We start from the raw sequence: 16,671 nt of genomic DNA on the forward strand, positions 1-16,671 counted from the left end.
TCGAGACCCCCGGTCGTGGTATGCTTGCGTCGAAGAAGAAAGGGGCGGCTCGCAGGCCGCCCCGTCGGTCTCGTAGAGTGACAGGCACCTCTCCCGAGGCCTGTCGGATACCGAAGTTACTTCTTCCGGCGAGCTTTCGATTTGGTCGCCGACTTCCGTTTCGTGGCCGCTTTCTTCTTTGCGGTCTTCCTCTTGGCAGCCGGCTTCTTGGCTGCCTTTTTTTTGGCCGCCGGTTTCCTCTTGCTGGTACCACCGGCCTTCTTCTTGTCGACCTTCCGCTTCACGGCGGGTTTGCGTTTGGTGGTCGCCTTCTTTCGAGTTACACGTTTTTTCACAGCCATCGTCAGGTCTCCTTTAGTTGTACGATGAGCCATCGTCGGTTCTACATCGACCAATTTTTCTGAATCCTTTAATAATTCATTTGTTCATCAGGCTGTTCCATTGGATTCTTCGCGCGGCGGAGGACACTGGTGAACGGAAAGCAGGCGGAGTGGCGGCGCGTGGATGGCGCATCGCAACCCCGCGGTATTACGCGCGCGGCCGTGTGGCGAGTGGCTTCACGGTGACCGTAGCGCGGCCACGGTGTGGATCACCTGCACCGGTGCGGGTCCCGCGCCCCGGGTCGGACATCGCCCCAAGGACGTCTCCGAGGTAGAGGCTGCGCGCCGGCGATACGTGGCAACCCGGGAAGCGCGCCGTCAGTTCCACCGGCCCGGGCCTATGAGGGCGCCTTCCACATGCAGTGTGATGTCCCCATCAGTGGAGCCGCGGCCGGCGGATCGTGCCGCCCGGGGACAACCCGAAGTCCAGCAGATACACGATCACCTGGAGCAGCGCGCTGCGGATCCGATTGGAGCCGCCGGAATCCATGGCAATGTGGAATTCCTGCTCGGTGGCGCGGTGTCGGTGCGAAGAAGTCGTACACCGCGCTGTCTCCTGCGGCGCTGTGGACCAGCAGGAATCCTCCGCCGCCCCGGGGCAGGCACTGGCTCCGCGACGCAAGCCGCGAACTGGGCGGCCAAGGTCGCATCGAAGGCATTGCCGCCGGACTCCAGGACGACGCGCGGTGGCGCTCGCCACATGTCCGGCGGACACGACGGCGTTGCGGATCATGACCTGGGCGCGGGTCGTGGACGGCGCCGGGCGGAGGGCATGACCGTGGGTGACAACCGGTATCCACTCGCGGAACCGTCACGGCTGGCGCCGCGCGGGCGAGGAGTATGGTAAGGTGTGCAGTCAATTTGATTCGATTGAAGAAAACAGGATGAAACGTGTGAATGAGGATCCGATTCGACTCCCCGGCTTGACGTTCCGGGACCTGTTCCAGGTGGATGGATTGCGGCGTCTGGATCAGGCATTCCAGGATCATCTCGCCGCTCACGACGCGGGTTTGAAGACCCGGCTGGCGGACCTGCACGAGGCCGCGGCGCCGCCGCCGTCCCTGGAGTACAGCGAATTACTGCTCGCTTTGGCCCCCCATCTGGAGTCTTTCATCGGGATCCTGTTCGGAATCGAATCAGAACTCGCCGCTCAGCAGGAGCGGGTCCTCGCCCACGACCCGGTGATGGCATTCAAGAAGGAGTTCGTGCTCAAGCGCGCGCGCCGTTACCGCGGTGCCTTTCCGGAGACGTTCGCCGCGCTGGACGCCTGGCTCGGCAGCCGGTTGCAGACGGCGGAATCGAATGTCACGGACCGGGAACTGGCGGTAGCGCGGTTCGCGGTGGAGGCGCTGCGCGAACCGCAGGTCAACGCCGATACCCTGGACCGGCTGACCCGTTGGTGCGCGCTCGCCCTCAACGCGCCCGAGGCGCGCGCGCGCGTGACCGGCTGGGTGGCCTTCCGGCTGCCGCAGCCGGTGGATCCGGGGCAGCTCGTGACGTTGCAGCCGGTGCCGGGTGATCCGGCGGGCCGGATGGAGAGTGATCCCACGAAGTTCCGCAAACGCGACGGGTTCAAACTCACCGACCTGCGCATGCCGCTGCGCGCCGTCCAGGCCGAGGTCCACTACTGTGTCTATTGCCACGACCACGACGGCGACTTCTGTTCCAAGGGTTTTCCGGAGAAGAAGGGCAAACCTGAACTGGGTCTCAAGGTCAACGCGCTGGGATCGGTGCTGACCGGCTGTCCCTTGGAGGAGAAGATCTCCGAGATGCACTGCCTGCAGCGCGATGGCCACACCCTCGCTGCCCTGGCGGTGGTGATGGTGGACAACCCCATGGTACCCGCGACCGGTCATCGGATCTGCAATGATTGCATGAAGGGATGCATTTATCAGAAGCAGGACCCGGTGAACATTCCGGAAATTGAGACCCGAGTCCTGACCGATGTGCTGAATCTCCCTTGGGGCGTCGAGATCTATGATCTCTTGACCCGTTGGAACCCGTTGCGCCATCGCCAGTACCGGATGCAGGCCTACAACGGGCGCAAAGTGCTGATCGCGGGCCTCGGCCCGGCCGGGTTCACCATGGCCCATCACCTTACGATGGAAGGCTGCGCTGTGGTGGGTATCGACGGGCTGAAGATCGAGCCGCTGCCGGAGTCGTTGCTGCAAGGTCCAGTCCGGGATTACGGGGACTTGGGGGAGTCCCTGGACCGGCGCATCAACTACGGCTTCGGGGGCGTGGCCGAGTACGGTATCACGGTGCGTTGGGACAAGAATTTTCTGAAGTTGATCTACTTGACTCTGGCACGGCGGCCTACGTTCCAGGCCTTTGGCGGGGTGCGCCTCGGCGGGACCGTGACTCTGGAGGACGCCTGGCAGCTGGGCTTCGATCACGTCTGCAACGCCTGCGGCACTGGGCTGCCCCGGGTGATTCCCATGGGTAACAGCCTGGCACGAGGCATGCGCCAGGCGAGCGATTTCCTGATGGCCCTGCAGCTCACCGGCGCCGCCAAAGCGGATAGCCTGGCAAACCTCCAGGTGCGGTTGCCGGCGGTGGTGATCGGCGGCGGCCTGACCGCGGTGGATACCGCTACCGAGGTGCAGGCTTACTACATCGTTCAGGTGGAAAAGCTGCTGGCCCGGCATGAAGAGCTCGTCGAGCGGTTCGGCGCCGAGAAGATCCTGGCGCGCCTGGACGACGAGGGACGCGCCACGCTGGAGGAGTTTTTGGAACACGGGCGTGCGGTGCGCGCCGAGCGCCGGCGCGCCGCAGCGGCGGGCGCAGTACCCGACTTCGTCCCGCTGCTGCGTGAATGGGGCGGCGTCACCCTGGTTTACCGGCGCGGGATGAACGAATCGCCTGCCTATCTGCGCAACCACGAGGAGATCATCAAGGCCCTGGAGGAGGGCGTCTACTACGCCGAGGGGCTGGAACCCCTGCGGGCGGAACTGAACGCCTACGGGCACGTCTCCGCGCTGGTATGCCGGCGGCGTAAGCAGCATGAAGGGCGCTGGCTGGCGACCACCGAGGAATCGAGCCTGCCGGCGCGGGCTATCTTCGTGGCGGCGGGGGCGGTGCCCAATACTATCTACGAACGCGAGCACCCCGGCACCTTTGAACTGGATGGCAACCATTTCCTGCCCCACGTGTGCCACCGCCGGGACCTGCAGCCGGTGCAATCCGTGCAACACTGCAAGGAGGCCGAATTCGGGCCGTTCACCTCCTACCGGGACGAGAGCCGCTGCGTGACCTTCATCGGCGATACCCACCCGGCTTTCCACGGCAGCGTCGTCAAGGCAGTGGCCTCCGCGTTGCGCAGCTATCCCCAGGTCATGCACGCCCTGGAGGAAGGGCGGCCAGCGGACGATTGTTCGGAGGCGGCGTATCAGGCGTTCCGCTCGGAGTTGGCGGACCTGCTTACCCCGCGGGTCCATCGGATCAACCTGGATAACCCGTCGGTGGTGGAGTTGGAAATCCGTGCGCCACTCGCCGCGCGCAACTTCAGGCCCGGGCAGTTCTACCGGCTGCAGACCTTTGAAGGGCTGAGCCCGGTGGTGCACGCGACGCGCCTGCAGATCCCGCTGCAGACGGTCAGTGGGGCAGGCGTGGACGGTGACAACATCCGACTGTTCGTGTTGCGTGGCGGCGCCAACCCGCGGCTCGCGGCCGCGCTGAAACCCGGGCAGCCCCTGGTGCTGATGGGCCCCGCGGGGGCGCCCACGCCGATCGAGCCGGGCCGTACCGTGCTGGTGATCGCCGGGCGCTGGGGCGCGGCGGTGATGTTTTCCCTGGGCCGGGCGTTGCGCGCCGCTGGCGACCGGGTGCTGTACATGGCGACCTTCCGCAGTGCCGATGAACTCTACTACCAGGAAGAACTGGAGGCCGGCGCCGACCGCATCGTCTGGGCCACCGCCCAGGAACCCCGGATCGAGTCCCGGCGTCCCCAGGACATCAGTGTCGTCAACGGCAACGTGCTCGACCTGATCCGCCGTTACGGTGACGGCGCCCTGGAGCCGGATGGCGCGTCGCCGATTCCGCTGCAAGCGGTGGACGAGATCATGGTAATGGGTTCCACGGGCCTGCTGCGTGGTTTACAAGTCGCCCTGAAGGGCGAGTTGCAGCGCTATTTCCGGTCCGACGTGCAGGCTATGGGCACGGTGGGCAGCCCGATGCAGTGCATGCTTCAGGGGGTATGCGCCCAGTGTCTGCAATGGCAGATCGATCCGGAGACCGGTGAGCGCACGCGCGCGGTGTTCTCGTGCGCCATGCAGGATCAGCCTTTGTTCTGGATCGACCTGGACAACCTGGCGGCGCGTCAGTCTCAGAACCGCTTGCAGGACTACCTGAGCGACCTGTGGTTGAGCCATGTGCTGGAGCATCAGGCGCGCTGAGCCGGGGACCGGACGAGATGCGCCGGGGGGGTACGGAGTTAATGCTACGGGAGGCGCGCCATGACTCTTTCGAAGCGAATCTGGGGAGTGCTGCTGTTGGGTGCCGGTCTTGCCGCCACGCCTTTGGTTCGGGCGGAGGGCTATGTCGGGGTCAACCTGGGCCAGTCCGACTAGCATGCCAGTTCCGGTGATCTGGATGCCGCGCTGGCGGGCGCCGGTGTCACCGCCATCAGTTTCGTGGACGATACGGATTTTGCCTACAGGCTCTTTGCCGGCTACCGGTTCAACCCGAACTTCGCCCTGGAAGGAGGCTACGTGGACCTGGGGAGTCTGCGATTCGTCTCCAATGTCCTGGCTCCTCCACCCGGGGGCGTCGCCAGCGGCGACATCAGGGCCGACTATGGTATGTATGTGGATGCGGTTATGGGGCCGGGAAAGTCCGGGCGCCTGGCGCGGTTCTCGGCCGGGGCGCTGCCGTCCTGAAGCGAACCCCATCGCCGCCGCTATAGAGTGAATCGGGGCCAGCGGGTCTGGGTGAGAATCCGTCAGTGCCGGGACCGGCGGACCGCGTGTAGTGCCACTGGTGGGGTGTGTCGGGCGGCTCCACATTGCGCGTCCCAGCGCACCGCTGGGACGGTGAGATCGGATGCGGGCGTGTTCCCGCGACCACGCCCCGGGGTTTGCACGAGGGGCAGGGGCGTGACGATGCGGTATTGGCTGGCCGGCCCCTTTGTGTTGGTCGCCCTGGTCTCGGCAGGCTGCGGGAGCGCGGGAAACCACGCGCTCTACGATACCCTGCAGCAGACCCAGCAGCAACGGGACAAGCGTGTCCACAATGGCGCCAACAACTGCTCTCACCCTTTGAGCTTCGATCAGTATCAGCGCGAACGCGATGCTGCGACTGCGGACGGCAGCAGTGACGCGCGGTAGCTTGGTCGCAGGCCGCGGCCGGTGCGGCGACCCGTGCGGCTGGACGCCGCTGTGTTTGGGTCGCGGTGGGGGAGTTCGTGCCAGGGTCCCGGCGCGGGTGCCGGGTGTTTGGCGATTCCCGGGGCGTTTCGGGATGGCGTGTTTGCAGGGCCGGCGGAGGAATTGGAACGCTTCTTGCTTGTTCCTTGCTTGCATTGCATCGATGGGATTCCCGACCCCGAACCCGAGTGTTGCCGCAGGTCGGTTGGCAACGGATCCCGGCGCCGCATATTCCTGTTGCATGAACGCCTTGGTGCCGCATAATACGCTGTCCCCGAGGTCCGGGGCCGATCGTCACAACCCAACGGAATGGATGGAACCGGTATGAAGTGGAACAATTCTCCGATCGGTATCATGGGAGCCATAGGGCTGTTGATCGGCCTTGCCGGGTCCCCGTCCGTCTTGGCGGCGCAACCTCAGCCCGTTACCTCTCCGGTTACATCTGGAGTATCTGGCGCCACCGCGCCGCAGGCTCATACCGCAGCGGACCTATTCCCCGTGCCGCCGATGCTGAAACCCAACGTGGCGTTCTGGCGCAAGGTGTTCGGCGTGTGGCGCGAGGATCAGGTGGCGTTGCACGATATGGACGATTTGCGTTTGGTATACAAAGTCGTCGAGATCCCCGGCCCCGTCGGCGATGCGCTGACGTTCAGCCAGCGCCGTTTCGTGCGCGAGCAGCGCAGTGAACTGGAAGACGAGCTGGCGCAGTTGCAGCATCGCGTCGATCGGCGCGAACGCCTGAATGCCCGCCAGCAGGCCCTACTTGCCCGGATTATCGCCCTGGCCGGCCCCCAGGCCCTGAATGGTGCCGCGGATCGGGTACGCACCCAGCGCGGATTGCGCGAACGTTTCCTGCGCGGCCTGGAGATCAGTGGGCGCTATGAACCCGGCTTCCGGGCGATCTTCCGGGAAGCCGGCCTGCCGGCGGACCTGGCCTACCTCCCGCATGTGGAATCTTCATTTATGCCTCGTGCCCTCTCCAGTGCCGGCGCGGTGGGGATGTGGCAGTTCACTCGCGCCACCGGTCGCGTGTTCATGCAGATTAACCGGGCGGTGGACGAGCGCCGCGATCCCTTCGCATCGGCGCGGGCCGCAGCGGGTTATTTGCGCACCGCCTACGAAGCCCTGGGTAGCTGGCCTTTGGCGATCACTTCCTACAACTACGGCATCCTCGGCATGATGCAGGCTAAGGAGCGCTATGGTGCGGACTTCGGCCGCATTCTGCGCGACTACCGCTCCCGGACCTTCGGATTCGCGTCGCACAATTTCTACGCGGAGTTCCTTGCGGTCCGGGAAATCGCACGTGATCCGCAGCGCTATTTCGCCGGGCAGATTCACTATGAAACCCCGGTGGCGCGCGACCGGGTGGTACTGACCCGCCCGATGCGTGCCTACGTGCTGGCAGAGCGCTACCAGGTCAAGCCCGCGCGGCTCGCTGCGCTGAACGCCGCGTGGACGTCGGCGGCGGTGCATGGCCGCGTGCCGCTGCCGGCGGGGACCACGGTGTGGCTGCCCGAGGGCCGGTTGGCGGCCCTCGGTGTCGGGGACTGGGCATCGCTGCAACGCCCGGGGCCGGTTGCGCACCCGGTACCCGTCGCGCTGCGCTTCGTGCGGGTGGCTGATGCGGGGCCCCGTCCGGCGCGAGCTGCCGGGCTGTATCACGTAGTCCGGCGCAACGAGACCCTGATCACCATCGCCAGGCACTATCGGATGAAGGTGTCCACCCTGCGCGCGCGCAATGGGATCCCTGCCCACGATCACCTGATCCGCATTGGGGAGAAGCTGTTGATCCGCTCGGTGCCCCGCCCGAATCATGTGGCGCAGACGGCGCGGTCCGAGGCCGTCCACGTGGTGCGTCCCGGCGAAAGTCCCAGCGTAATCGCGCACCGCTACGGCATCCGCTTGGCAGCGCTGTTGGAAGTTAACGACATGAGCCGCCGCGCGGTGATCTATCCAGGGCAGCGGTTGGAGATCCCGGTTCGCAATTGATCGGCTGGGTAGGCTTCACCGCGGCACCCGATTGCCCGCACATAGCCGGTCTGCGCGCGGTATACCGGCGCCGGATTCCATCAAGTCTCGCCCCGCGCTGAGGGCCGTTGGGAGGCGAACCCTGGGTGTTGGCGGCTGTTATTTTGCCCCGCGTACCCAGATTCCATGGATCGGACGGGTCTGGGCGCTGTGCCCCAGGGGTGCCAGTCCGTACAGGTCTTCCAAAGTACGCAACACGCGGTAATGGTCGATGGGCGTGGGGTAGACCCCGGGCGTTACCATTGGGCCGACGAAGAGCGTCGGGATGTGGTTGTCGCTCTGGCGGTCGTCTTCGTCCCAGGTCAGGATCAACAGGCTATTGTGGTTCTGCGCCCAGCGCACGTAGGCGTCCAGATGCTTGCGCAGCCACCGGTCACCTTGGCGGACCGTGCCATCGTGCATGTCGTGCATGGCGTTGGGGATGACCAATGATACGGTGGGCAGCGCGTCGAAATTTGTCGGGAAACGGGTGAACGGCAGGTTCATGGTCTTGCGCACGTTGACGCCCTGCCAGTTTACTGCAGGGTTGTGTTTGCGGTAGTAGTCCCCCGAATGGCAGCCGGTGTATCCCACTGCCGGCATGGATTCCGAATAGGTGGCGAAGGATTGCTTCCGCCGTACCAGTTCGCTGGCCAGGTTGCGACCGGTGTAGGTGTGGGGGCAGGAGTCGCTGCGCAGCCCTTGGGTGGAACCAGAGAACAGCGCCAGATAGTTGGGCTCGCTGGGGTGGGTCACCGCATACGAGCGGTTGAAGAGCGCGCCGCGCGCGGCCAGCGCGTTGATGTATGGGGCGTCGGGGTTGCCGACGATCTCGTCGTAGGCGTGGTTTTCCTCGATCACGATCACCACATGGTCGGGCCGTGGCAGAGTCGGCGGTGTGCCGCCAAGTTCACCAGACCAGGCCACGAGCGGGATGCCGCCGAGTACCGCCAACGCCACGGCGAGCAGCCCAAAGGGGTGTTTCCACCGGAGTTTACTCTGCTGCATCTGGTTCCTTCCGCTGGCGCATTAGTTCAGATTTCGCCACGGTTCCAATTGCTGAAGGCGAGTACCCACGAGGAGATTCCCGGGTGCGCACGTCCGCTTGCCATCAACATGGCGCCGATGTCCATCAGGATCTCCCGGATCTCTCGTACCCGATCGCGCCACTGCGCGTCTGGGTGGCCCGGATTCGGAGCCAGGGCCGCGCTCGCCAGGGAACCGGCGCCGCCCCACACATCACTGGAATCCAAAAGTTTCCAGAACGCGGCCTCATCCTGCGATGCAAGCTGCAAGAGGCGGTGCACCAGGGCGCCGGGGCCCCCCTCTATGCCGTCCAGGAGCCGTTCCAGACGTTGCAGGTCGACCTGCACGCGCGCGGCGTCAGAGGCAACACTCACCGCCCGTCTCCTGATCCGTTCCGTCCTGCGCAGGCTACCCGCCGGTGTGGTTGCGCGGCCCGTGAAGGTTCAGTAGTGGTGCGCAGTGTGGATATTGCCACCGCTTACCTCCTGGTAATGTGTCGGCCGCATGGACGGCGATGCCCGGATGAAACCACCAGACCCCAGATGGCGCGATCTTCGTAGGCGGTTCCCCAGGCCGGCATCCCGGTCATCGCAAGTGTCTTCATCCGCGGGATGCCCAGTGGAGGTTCGGGGCCGGGGCATCCTGGGAACGGTTCATGGCGCAGAGGCGTGGCCCGCCCGTGGAACCGGGCGTGGTGAACGCCATTATCCCAGTGGTGGTCCACGGTCACAAGTGGGCGTCCGGACCGGACTACGGTGATTCGCGCGACGCAGGAGGCGCATAGCGTACCCGCATCCTTCCCGGTTCGAATGACAAGGTGCTGTGGTGGCCGCGGGTGCCGGGGTTCGGAGGCAGGCGCAGCGCGATCGCTGCGTCGTGGCGTACCCTCGCTCCCACCTATTCCAACCCGTCGCTGCGGACCGCTTCCCCCGGACGCGGAGATTCAGAGAGCACCAGACCGATGCCGGCTCCGTCCCCATGGACGACCCGCATGGGCAGCGTGGGCGCCTCCTGGGGCAGACCCTGCAGTTGGACCTGGACGACGCTGCCGACCGGCGGAGCCGGTACATCCGCCAGCACCAGGAACAGGCCCGTCCGGGAAAAATCCCGGGTCTCGACCACCCGCGAGCCGAAGGTGGAGTGGGTGAGTTTGACTTGCATCTCCATACGGACTCGAGGCTGCCGGCGGCGTTCGTTCATCGCGTGCTGTGGTCTCCGGTGGAACGGTTGTGGGTTCGGTACCGAGGTCATCCGGTGCGTGCGGCCGCGGTCCCATGCTAGGTCCGCGCAGGATTCAGCGGGCGAACAGGCGGCTCGCATCCCGAAACGATTTAAACTCCAGCCCGTTGCCGCTGGGGTCAGTGATGAATAGGGTGGCCTGTTCACCGGGCTGACCCCGGAAGCGCACGTGGGGCGGGATCAGGAACGCAATCCCGGTGCCGGATAGGCGTGCGGACAGGGCGTGCCAGTCGTCCCAGGGCAGGATGACACCGAAGTGCCGTACTGGCACCGGGTGCCCGTCCACCGGGGTGGTGGACGCCGCGCCGGCTTGCTCAGGCGCCAGATGCCCGGTGATCTGGTGCCCGTAGAAATCGAAGTCGATCCACCGGTTACTCTCGCGGCCCACCCGGCAGCCCAACACCTCCACGTAAAATCTCCGGCTCGATTCCAGATCGGTCACCGGGAAGGCAAGGTGGAACCGCGGGGTCCCCGGATGGTCCATAGCGTCACGTCCATTCCCGCCCCCATTGCGGGTGCGCTGCGCCATGAATTAGTGCAATGTCGGCGAACTGTCAAGGGCCGGAACGGAATGCGTAGACCGGGTGGTACGTCTGCCCCGATGTGTTGGGCCGGGAGTGGCGGGACACGGGGCCGCCCGAATGGACCAGGACGCGTTACCATGATCGAGTCGCCTTTCACCTGTCAGGAGGAAACCAACATGAACGCTAGACTGCGCCGGATTGCGGGGCCGCTGGGTTGGGCATGGATACTCACGCTGTTGCTGTCGACCACTGCGGCACAGGCCGCGCCGATCAACGATGCCGCGGCTCTCGCCGGACTGAAGTCGGCAAAAGCGGTTTTTCTGGTGGACTTGGGCAACCCAGAGCGCGCCGCTCATGTGCTCAATCTGGCGGGGAAGACTGCCACCAGTATGGACAAGCAGGGCGTGAAGGCCCACGTGGTGGTGGTGATAGTGGGGCCCACCGTGGCGTTTCTGACCAAGGACCGCCGCGGAATCAGCTACCAGGACCAGCGTCCGGTGGCGGAACTGCAGAAAGCGGTGCGTCATCTCAACGCCATGGGCATCCGCACCGAGGCCTGCGATGTGGCGCTGCGCGGGCATGATATCCCGCCCCAGGACGTGATTCCGGAGGTGCACGTGGTGGGCAACGGCTATATCTCAGTGATTGCCTACGAGGCCAAGGGCTACAGCCTGGTGCCGGTGTACTGAGCCGTGGATCCCGGCACCGCCGGCGTGCCGCCGGTGGTGCCGGTCCCCCAGGCGTGGAGTCCAGGCCGCGGGATCCTCCGATCTCCGGCGCGGCAGGTCAGTGTCGCGATCGGTTCGCGGCTGCGGATGGTGCGTTGCCCCAGGCTGGATCGTCATTGACGGGACGGTTGTAGGGTATTTATAATTCGTCGCGTCATCCAACCCGGCGGCGGGTGTGGCGTCCCCCCCGTGCTTTCCCTTGCCAGCGCCGGTTCCCGAGCGAATCTCGGGTATGAGGTGTAGGCCTTGCTACTGCTGTCTGTTTTGCGCTCCGCCGTCTGAAGGAACCGCGTTGTCCCTCACGCTTGCTGAATGGGCGGTCCTGGGCGCGCTCGCCTCGGGGCTCTTCGGTTTGGCGGCCGACCGTTATCCGGCGCCCGCCAAGTTCACGTGTTTCACGCTCCTGGGCCTGAGCGGGCTCGGCGCGCTGCTTGCGGGCGGCGCTGCGCTGTTACACGCCACCGTGGTGGCGGGGACCGTCCCTCTGGGCCTGCCGTGGCTGCACTGGCATCTGCGGGTGGACCCGCTGGCGGGCTTTTTCCTCGCGGTGATCGGCGTGGTTACCGTGGCGGTGGCCTTCTACGGGCCCGGCTACGTGCGCGAGTACGAACACGGCCGCCAGTCGACTGCGGTGCTCTACGTGTTCACCGGCCTGTTCGTGGCGGCCATGGAACTGGTGGTCCTGGCGGACGACGCCTTCGTGTTCATGGTGGCGTGGGAATTGATGTCACTGGCCAGTTATTTCCTTGTGGCCTACCAGCACCAGCACGCCGCGAACCGCCGTGCCGCCTTTCTCTATCTGTTGATGGCGGAGGTCGGCGGACTGGCGATTCTGCTGGCCTTCGGTGTGCTGGCGGGATTCGGCGGCGGGTTTTCCTTCGACGCGATGAGCAGCGCGGTCCTGACCCCCGCCTGGGCGTCGGTGGCCTTCGCCCTGGCCCTGTTCGGGTTCGGCATGAAGGCGGGGTTGGTGCCTTTGCATGCCTGGCTGCCGGAGGCGCACCCGGTAGCACCGTCTCACATCTCCGCGCTGATGAGTGGCGTGATGCTCAAGGTGGCGGTCTACGGCTTGATCCGTTTCACCTTCGGGCTGCTCGGTCACCTGCAGTGGGGTTGGGGTCTGGTGCTGTTGGTGGCGGGGAGCGCCGCGGCGCTGTTGGGGGTCCTCTATGCCCTGATGCAGAACGACTTGAAACGCTTGCTCGCCTACTCCTCAGTGGAGAACATGGGCATCATCTTCATGGCCCTTGGGCTGTCGGTGATCTTCACCGGCAGCGGCTTTCCGCGCCTCGGGGTGCTGGGCTTGCTGGCGGCCCTGTACCACGTCGTCAACCACGCGCTGTTCAAGGGGCTGCTGTTCCTCGGATCGGGCGCCGTACTGCAACGCAGTCACGAAGGCGACCTGGAGCGCATGGGTGGACTGATACGGCGCATGCCGGTTACCGCGCTGTTCTTTCTGGTGGGTTGTATCAGTATCTCCGGGCTCCCGCCTTTCAACGGCTTCGTCTCCGAGTGGCTGACCTTCCAGACCGCCTTGCAGGCTCCCGCCCTGCACAGCGGCGTACTGCGCGCGTTGATACCGGTGACCGCGGCGGTGCTGGCCCTGACTGGCGCTTTGGCGGCGGCGTGCTTTGTCAAGGTCTACGGCGTGGCGTTCCTGGGCCGCGCCCGCAGCCGCCATGTGCGCCACGCCCGCGAGGTGGGCCTGGGGATGCGCCTCGGCCAAGGGCTGCTGGCGGTGTTGTGCCTGGGATTCGGGGTTTTGCCGACCTTCGTGGTGCGCGCCCTGGAGCCCATCACGCGTCAACTCCTCGGGCGTGGATTGCCGAGCGCCTCCGCGCATGGCTGGCTGTGGCTTACTCCTGTGGCGCCGGACGTTGCGTCCTACGGCGCGCCCCTGGTGCTGGCGGGCATGGTCCTGTTCGGGGGACTGATGTTCGCGTTGCTCAACGCGCGCGCCCATACCCGATTAGTGCGCCGCGTCCCTCCCTGGAGCAGCGGCTTCGGCCCGCTGGACGCGCGCATGCAGTACACCTCCACGGCGTTCGCCGATCCGATCCGGCGCATCTTCCGTCCGGTATGGGATCTGCGCGAGCAGATCGAGGAGACCCGGGACCCGGTTCAGCCGCTGCGGACTATCGGCATCCGCCACGAGCTGCGTGTCGAGGACCGCTCCTGGCGCGTGCTCTATGAACCGGTCGGGCGGTGGGTAACGGCGGCGGCGCGTCAGGTCGGGCGCATCCAGACCGGCAGCGTCCGCACCTATTTGGCGTACTCGTTCTTTACCTTGCTGGTGTTGCTGTGGCTGATTACCTGACGAGCTGGCTGCTGGCCCTGGTGCAGACCGCGCTGTTCGTGGCCAGCGCGCCGTTACTGGCGGGCTGGATCAAGCGGGTCAAGTGCCGGTTGCAGAACCGCCGCTCGCCACCCGTGATTCAACCCTACCGGGATCTGGTGCGGCTGTTCCGCAAGGAAATGCTGCTGGCGGAGGAATCGTCCTGGTTATTCCGCGCTGCTCCCTATGTGATCTTCGGCGCCACGGTGCTCGCGGCGGCGGTGGTGCCCCTGGTGGCCGTGCGATTGCCCACCTCGGCCATCGCCGATGTCATCGTACTGGTGGGTTTCTTTGCCCTGGCGCGGTTCTTTCTGGCCCTGGCGGGTATGGATGTGGGGACCGCGTTTGGCGGGATGGGATCTTCCCGGGAGATGACCATCGCGTCGCTCGCGGAACCGGCGCTGCTCATGGCGGTATTCACCGTGGCCATGGGGGCCCATACCACGGATCTGTCGGTGGTCATCGAGCGCATCCTGAGTCATGGTCTGATGATCCGGCCATCTTTTGTGTTCGCTGCCCTGGGCCTGATGCTGGTGGCGGTGGCGGAGACCGGACGCATCCCCGTGGATAACCCGGCCACCCATCTTGAGTTGACCATGATCCACGAGGCCACGGTGCTGGAGTACAGCGGCCGGCACTTGGCGTTGATTGATTGGGCGTCCCAGATCAAGCTCATGATCTACGCGGTGCTGATCGCCAACATCTTCCTGCCTTGGGGGGTCGCCGTGCAGTTCAGCGCTGGCGCGCTCTTATTAGGTGCAATGGCGGTGTCTCTCAAGCTGGCGGTGTTGGCGACCGTGCTGGCCGTGAGCGAGACCCTGTTCGCCAAGATGCGCCTGTTCGCAGTGCCCCAGTTCTTGGGCTTTGCCTATCTGCTGTGTCTGTTGGGCATGCTCAGCCACGTGATCCTGGAAGTGGGCGGATGACCGATCTGCAAGGCCTGGACATCAGTCAGCAACTGATCCTGCTGCTGGCGGCTCTGGTGTTGTTTACCTCGTTTGCCATGTTGGCCCAGTCGCGGCTCATCAACTTGGTGCGGGTCTTCGCCTGGCAAGGGGTGTTGCTTGCGGCCACCACCGCACTGGTGGCCCATGTCTCGGGGTATTCCCACCTCTACATTTCGGCGTTGCTCACCTTCGGGCTGAAGGCGCTGCTGATTCCCTGGGTGCTGCATCGACTGGTGCTGCGCCTGGGCATGGAGCGCGAAGTGGAATCAGAGGGCAACCGGACCCTGGTGCAGCTGGGCGGCGCGAGTCTGGTGATCTTCAGCTATTACGTGGCGCTGCCGGTGGTTCGCCTCTCCACGCTGCTGACCCGCAACACCATCGCGGTGAGCCTGGCGGTGGTACTGTTGGGCATGCTGCTGATGATCGCGCGCAAGGAAGCAGTGACCCAGGTGGTGGGTTTTATGTCCATCGAGAATGGGCTGTTCTTCGCGGCCGTGGTGTCCACCTACGGAATGCCCATGGTGGTAGAGCTGGGAATCGCCTTCGATGTGCTGGTGGCGGCCATCCTGTTCGGCGTGGTTTTCCTACAGATCCGCGCCAGCATCGATACCCTGGACGTGGATCGGCTCAATCGCCTGAGCGAGTCCGAGCCGTGAGCGCACTGTACCTGACACTGCTTCTGCCGTTGGCGGGCGCGGTGCTGCTGGGCCTTATGGGCTACCGTTCCGTTGCCGGCTGGGTGAACGTGGCGGTCTGTGCCGCGACCTTTGCGGCCAGCCTCGTGACGGCTCTGGAGGTGTTGCGGGTTGGGCCGCTGCTGAGCCCCGGCCGGATGTTCTATATCGACGCCTTCAATGTCTACCTGGTGGTTCTCACTGCCCTCGTCGGGTTCACCACTGCGATCTTCTCGCGCCCCTACATGGCCCATGAGGTGCACCGGGGCCGGGTGAACGCACGGCGCATGCGTCTCTACCACAGCATGTACCAGGGGTTTTTGTTCACCATGCTGCTGGCCTTGTCCACCAACAACCTGGGGATCCTGTGGGTGGCCATGGAGGGGGCGACCCTGGCGACGGTGCTGCTGGTGAGCCTGTACCGCACGCCGGAATCGGTGGAGGCGGCCTGGAAGTACTTTATCCTGTGCGGCGTGGGTCTTGCCCAGGCCCTGTTCGGTACCGTCCTGCTTTATTTCGCGGGGTCGCGGGTGATCCACAACCGTGACGATGCCCTGCTGTGGACCGTGCTCCACCAGGCGGCACCCAGCCTGGAGCCGGCGGTGGTGGGCCTGGCGTTCGTGTTCCTGCTGGTGGGCTACGGAACCAAGGTGGGGCTCGTCCCGCTGCACAGCTGGCTGCCGGAAGCACACTCCGAGGGGCCTACCCCCATGTCCGCTATCCTGTCAGGCCTGTTGCTGAACGTGGCCCTGTACGCGGTGGTGCGGATGAAAATGCTGGTGGACCCGGCCCTGGGCACCGCCCTGGCTGGGCACCTGATGATGGGTTTCGGCATGCTGTCGTTCCTGGTGGCAGCCTTTTCCCTGCATCGCCAGCGCGACATCAAGCGCATGTACAGCTACTCTTCTATCGAACACATGGGGTTGATGACCTTCGGGTTCGGCGTGGGCGGGCCCCTCGCCACCTTCGGCGCGTTGCTGCACATGACGGTGCACTCCCTGACTAAATCCGCGATCTTCGTTACCGTGGGCCACGCCGCCCACGTTGCGGGTACCCAGCGCATCGAGCAGATCCGCGGCCTGCTGCGCACCCAGCCCGCGGTGGGTTGGGGCCTGCTGCTGGGTACCGCGGCCATCGCTGGGTTTCCCCCGTTCGGGGTCTTTACCAGCGAGTTCTTGCTCCTCAGCGCCACCATGAAGAGCTGGCCATGGCTGACTTTGCCGCTGCTGCTGGGTTTGGGGGTGGCGTTCGCCGGGCTGTTCCGGCACCTGCATCCCATGGTGTACGGGGACCGGCCTGCCGGGCAGGACCCGGTGCCGGCCAACATGTTGCCGGTGGCCTTGCAACTTGGCCTGGTACTGTGGCTGGGACTCGCGATTCCGGGGCTACTGGCCCACTGGTTCGATCAGGCTACTCGCCTGATCGCGGGCAGTTCCCTGCTCGGGTGA

14 protein-coding genes are annotated in these 16,671 nt (G+C 65.3%); 10 read left to right on the forward strand and 4 right to left on the reverse strand.

From position 1 onward, the window contains the following. The first annotated feature begins 141 nt into the window (after positions 1-141). From B7Z66_05750 to B7Z66_05770, 5 genes are all read left to right on the forward strand, one after another. Positions 142-369, forward strand: coding sequence for a hypothetical protein (locus B7Z66_05750; GenBank protein ID OYV77090.1), 228 nt, complete (start codon positions 142-144; stop codon positions 367-369). Between the two features lie 895 nt (positions 370-1,264). Further along, entirely contained in the window at positions 1,265-4,774 is a 3,510-nt protein-coding gene (locus B7Z66_05755; GenBank protein ID OYV77091.1) for a pyridine nucleotide-disulfide oxidoreductase, read from the forward strand. Positions 4,775-5,011: 237 nt separating this feature from the next. Next, the gene (locus B7Z66_05760; protein OYV77092.1) at positions 5,012-5,257 is read left to right on the forward strand and encodes a hypothetical protein; all 246 of its coding nucleotides are present in this window, start codon (positions 5,012-5,014) and stop codon (positions 5,255-5,257) included. Between the two features lie 222 nt (positions 5,258-5,479). Beyond that, complete coding sequence (locus tag B7Z66_05765; protein OYV77093.1) at positions 5,480-5,704, forward strand: hypothetical protein; 225 nt, start codon at positions 5,480-5,482, stop codon at positions 5,702-5,704. Positions 5,705-6,052: 348 nt separating this feature from the next. After that, positions 6,053-7,732, forward strand: coding sequence for a hypothetical protein (locus B7Z66_05770; GenBank protein OYV77094.1), 1,680 nt, complete (start codon positions 6,053-6,055; stop codon positions 7,730-7,732). A 138-nt stretch (positions 7,733-7,870) separates the two neighbouring features. Here B7Z66_05770 and B7Z66_05775 read toward each other — a convergent pair whose 3' ends face one another. The 4 genes from B7Z66_05775 to B7Z66_05790 all read right to left on the reverse strand — a co-directional run bounded on the left by B7Z66_05775 (position 7,871) and on the right by B7Z66_05790 (position 10,499). Then, the gene (locus B7Z66_05775) at positions 7,871-8,758 is read right to left on the reverse strand and encodes a hypothetical protein (protein ID OYV77095.1); all 888 of its coding nucleotides are present in this window, start codon (positions 8,756-8,758) and stop codon (positions 7,871-7,873) included. Between the two features lie 26 nt (positions 8,759-8,784). Next, positions 8,785-9,150 (reverse strand): hypothetical protein, encoded by a 366-nt coding sequence (locus tag B7Z66_05780; GenBank protein OYV77096.1) that lies wholly within the window; start codon positions 9,148-9,150, stop codon positions 8,785-8,787. A 523-nt stretch (positions 9,151-9,673) separates the two neighbouring features. Then, positions 9,674-10,096 (reverse strand): hypothetical protein, encoded by a 423-nt coding sequence (locus B7Z66_05785; protein OYV77097.1) that lies wholly within the window; start codon positions 10,094-10,096, stop codon positions 9,674-9,676. Next, positions 10,071-10,499 carry a glyoxalase gene (locus B7Z66_05790; GenBank protein ID OYV77098.1) on the reverse strand — a complete coding sequence of 143 codons (429 nt, stop codon included), beginning with the start codon at positions 10,497-10,499 and terminating at the stop codon, positions 10,071-10,073. The genes B7Z66_05785 and B7Z66_05790 overlap by 26 nt, the downstream gene beginning before the upstream one ends. Positions 10,500-10,715: 216 nt before the next feature. Between B7Z66_05790 and B7Z66_05795 the strand changes: the two genes are divergently transcribed. The 5 genes from B7Z66_05795 (at position 10,716) to B7Z66_05815 (ending at position 16,671) form a co-directional block, all read left to right on the forward strand. Further along, on the forward strand, positions 10,716-11,228 hold the full coding sequence (locus B7Z66_05795) for a hypothetical protein (GenBank protein ID OYV77159.1): 513 nt from the start codon (positions 10,716-10,718) through the stop codon (positions 11,226-11,228). Positions 11,229-11,499: 271 nt separating this feature from the next. Beyond that, positions 11,500-13,584: a hydrogenase 4 subunit B gene (locus B7Z66_05800; GenBank protein ID OYV77099.1), complete on the forward strand. Its 2,085-nt coding sequence runs from the start codon at positions 11,500-11,502 to the stop codon at positions 13,582-13,584. Beyond that, positions 13,569-14,528: a formate hydrogenlyase gene (locus B7Z66_05805; protein OYV77100.1), complete on the forward strand. Its 960-nt coding sequence runs from the start codon at positions 13,569-13,571 to the stop codon at positions 14,526-14,528. The genes B7Z66_05800 and B7Z66_05805 overlap by 16 nt, the downstream gene beginning before the upstream one ends. Then, positions 14,525-15,205, forward strand: a complete 681-nt coding sequence (locus B7Z66_05810) for a formate hydrogenlyase (GenBank protein OYV77101.1) — start codon at positions 14,525-14,527, stop codon at positions 15,203-15,205. The genes B7Z66_05805 and B7Z66_05810 overlap by 4 nt, the downstream gene beginning before the upstream one ends. Then, positions 15,202-16,671 carry a hydrogenase 4 subunit F gene (locus B7Z66_05815; GenBank protein ID OYV77102.1) on the forward strand — a complete coding sequence of 490 codons (1,470 nt, stop codon included), beginning with the start codon at positions 15,202-15,204 and terminating at the stop codon, positions 16,669-16,671. Before B7Z66_05810 ends, B7Z66_05815 begins: the two co-directional genes overlap by 4 nt.

This window comes from Chromatiales bacterium 21-64-14, assembly GCA_002255365.1.
Classification (GTDB): domain Bacteria; phylum Pseudomonadota; class Gammaproteobacteria; order 21-64-14; family 21-64-14; genus 21-64-14.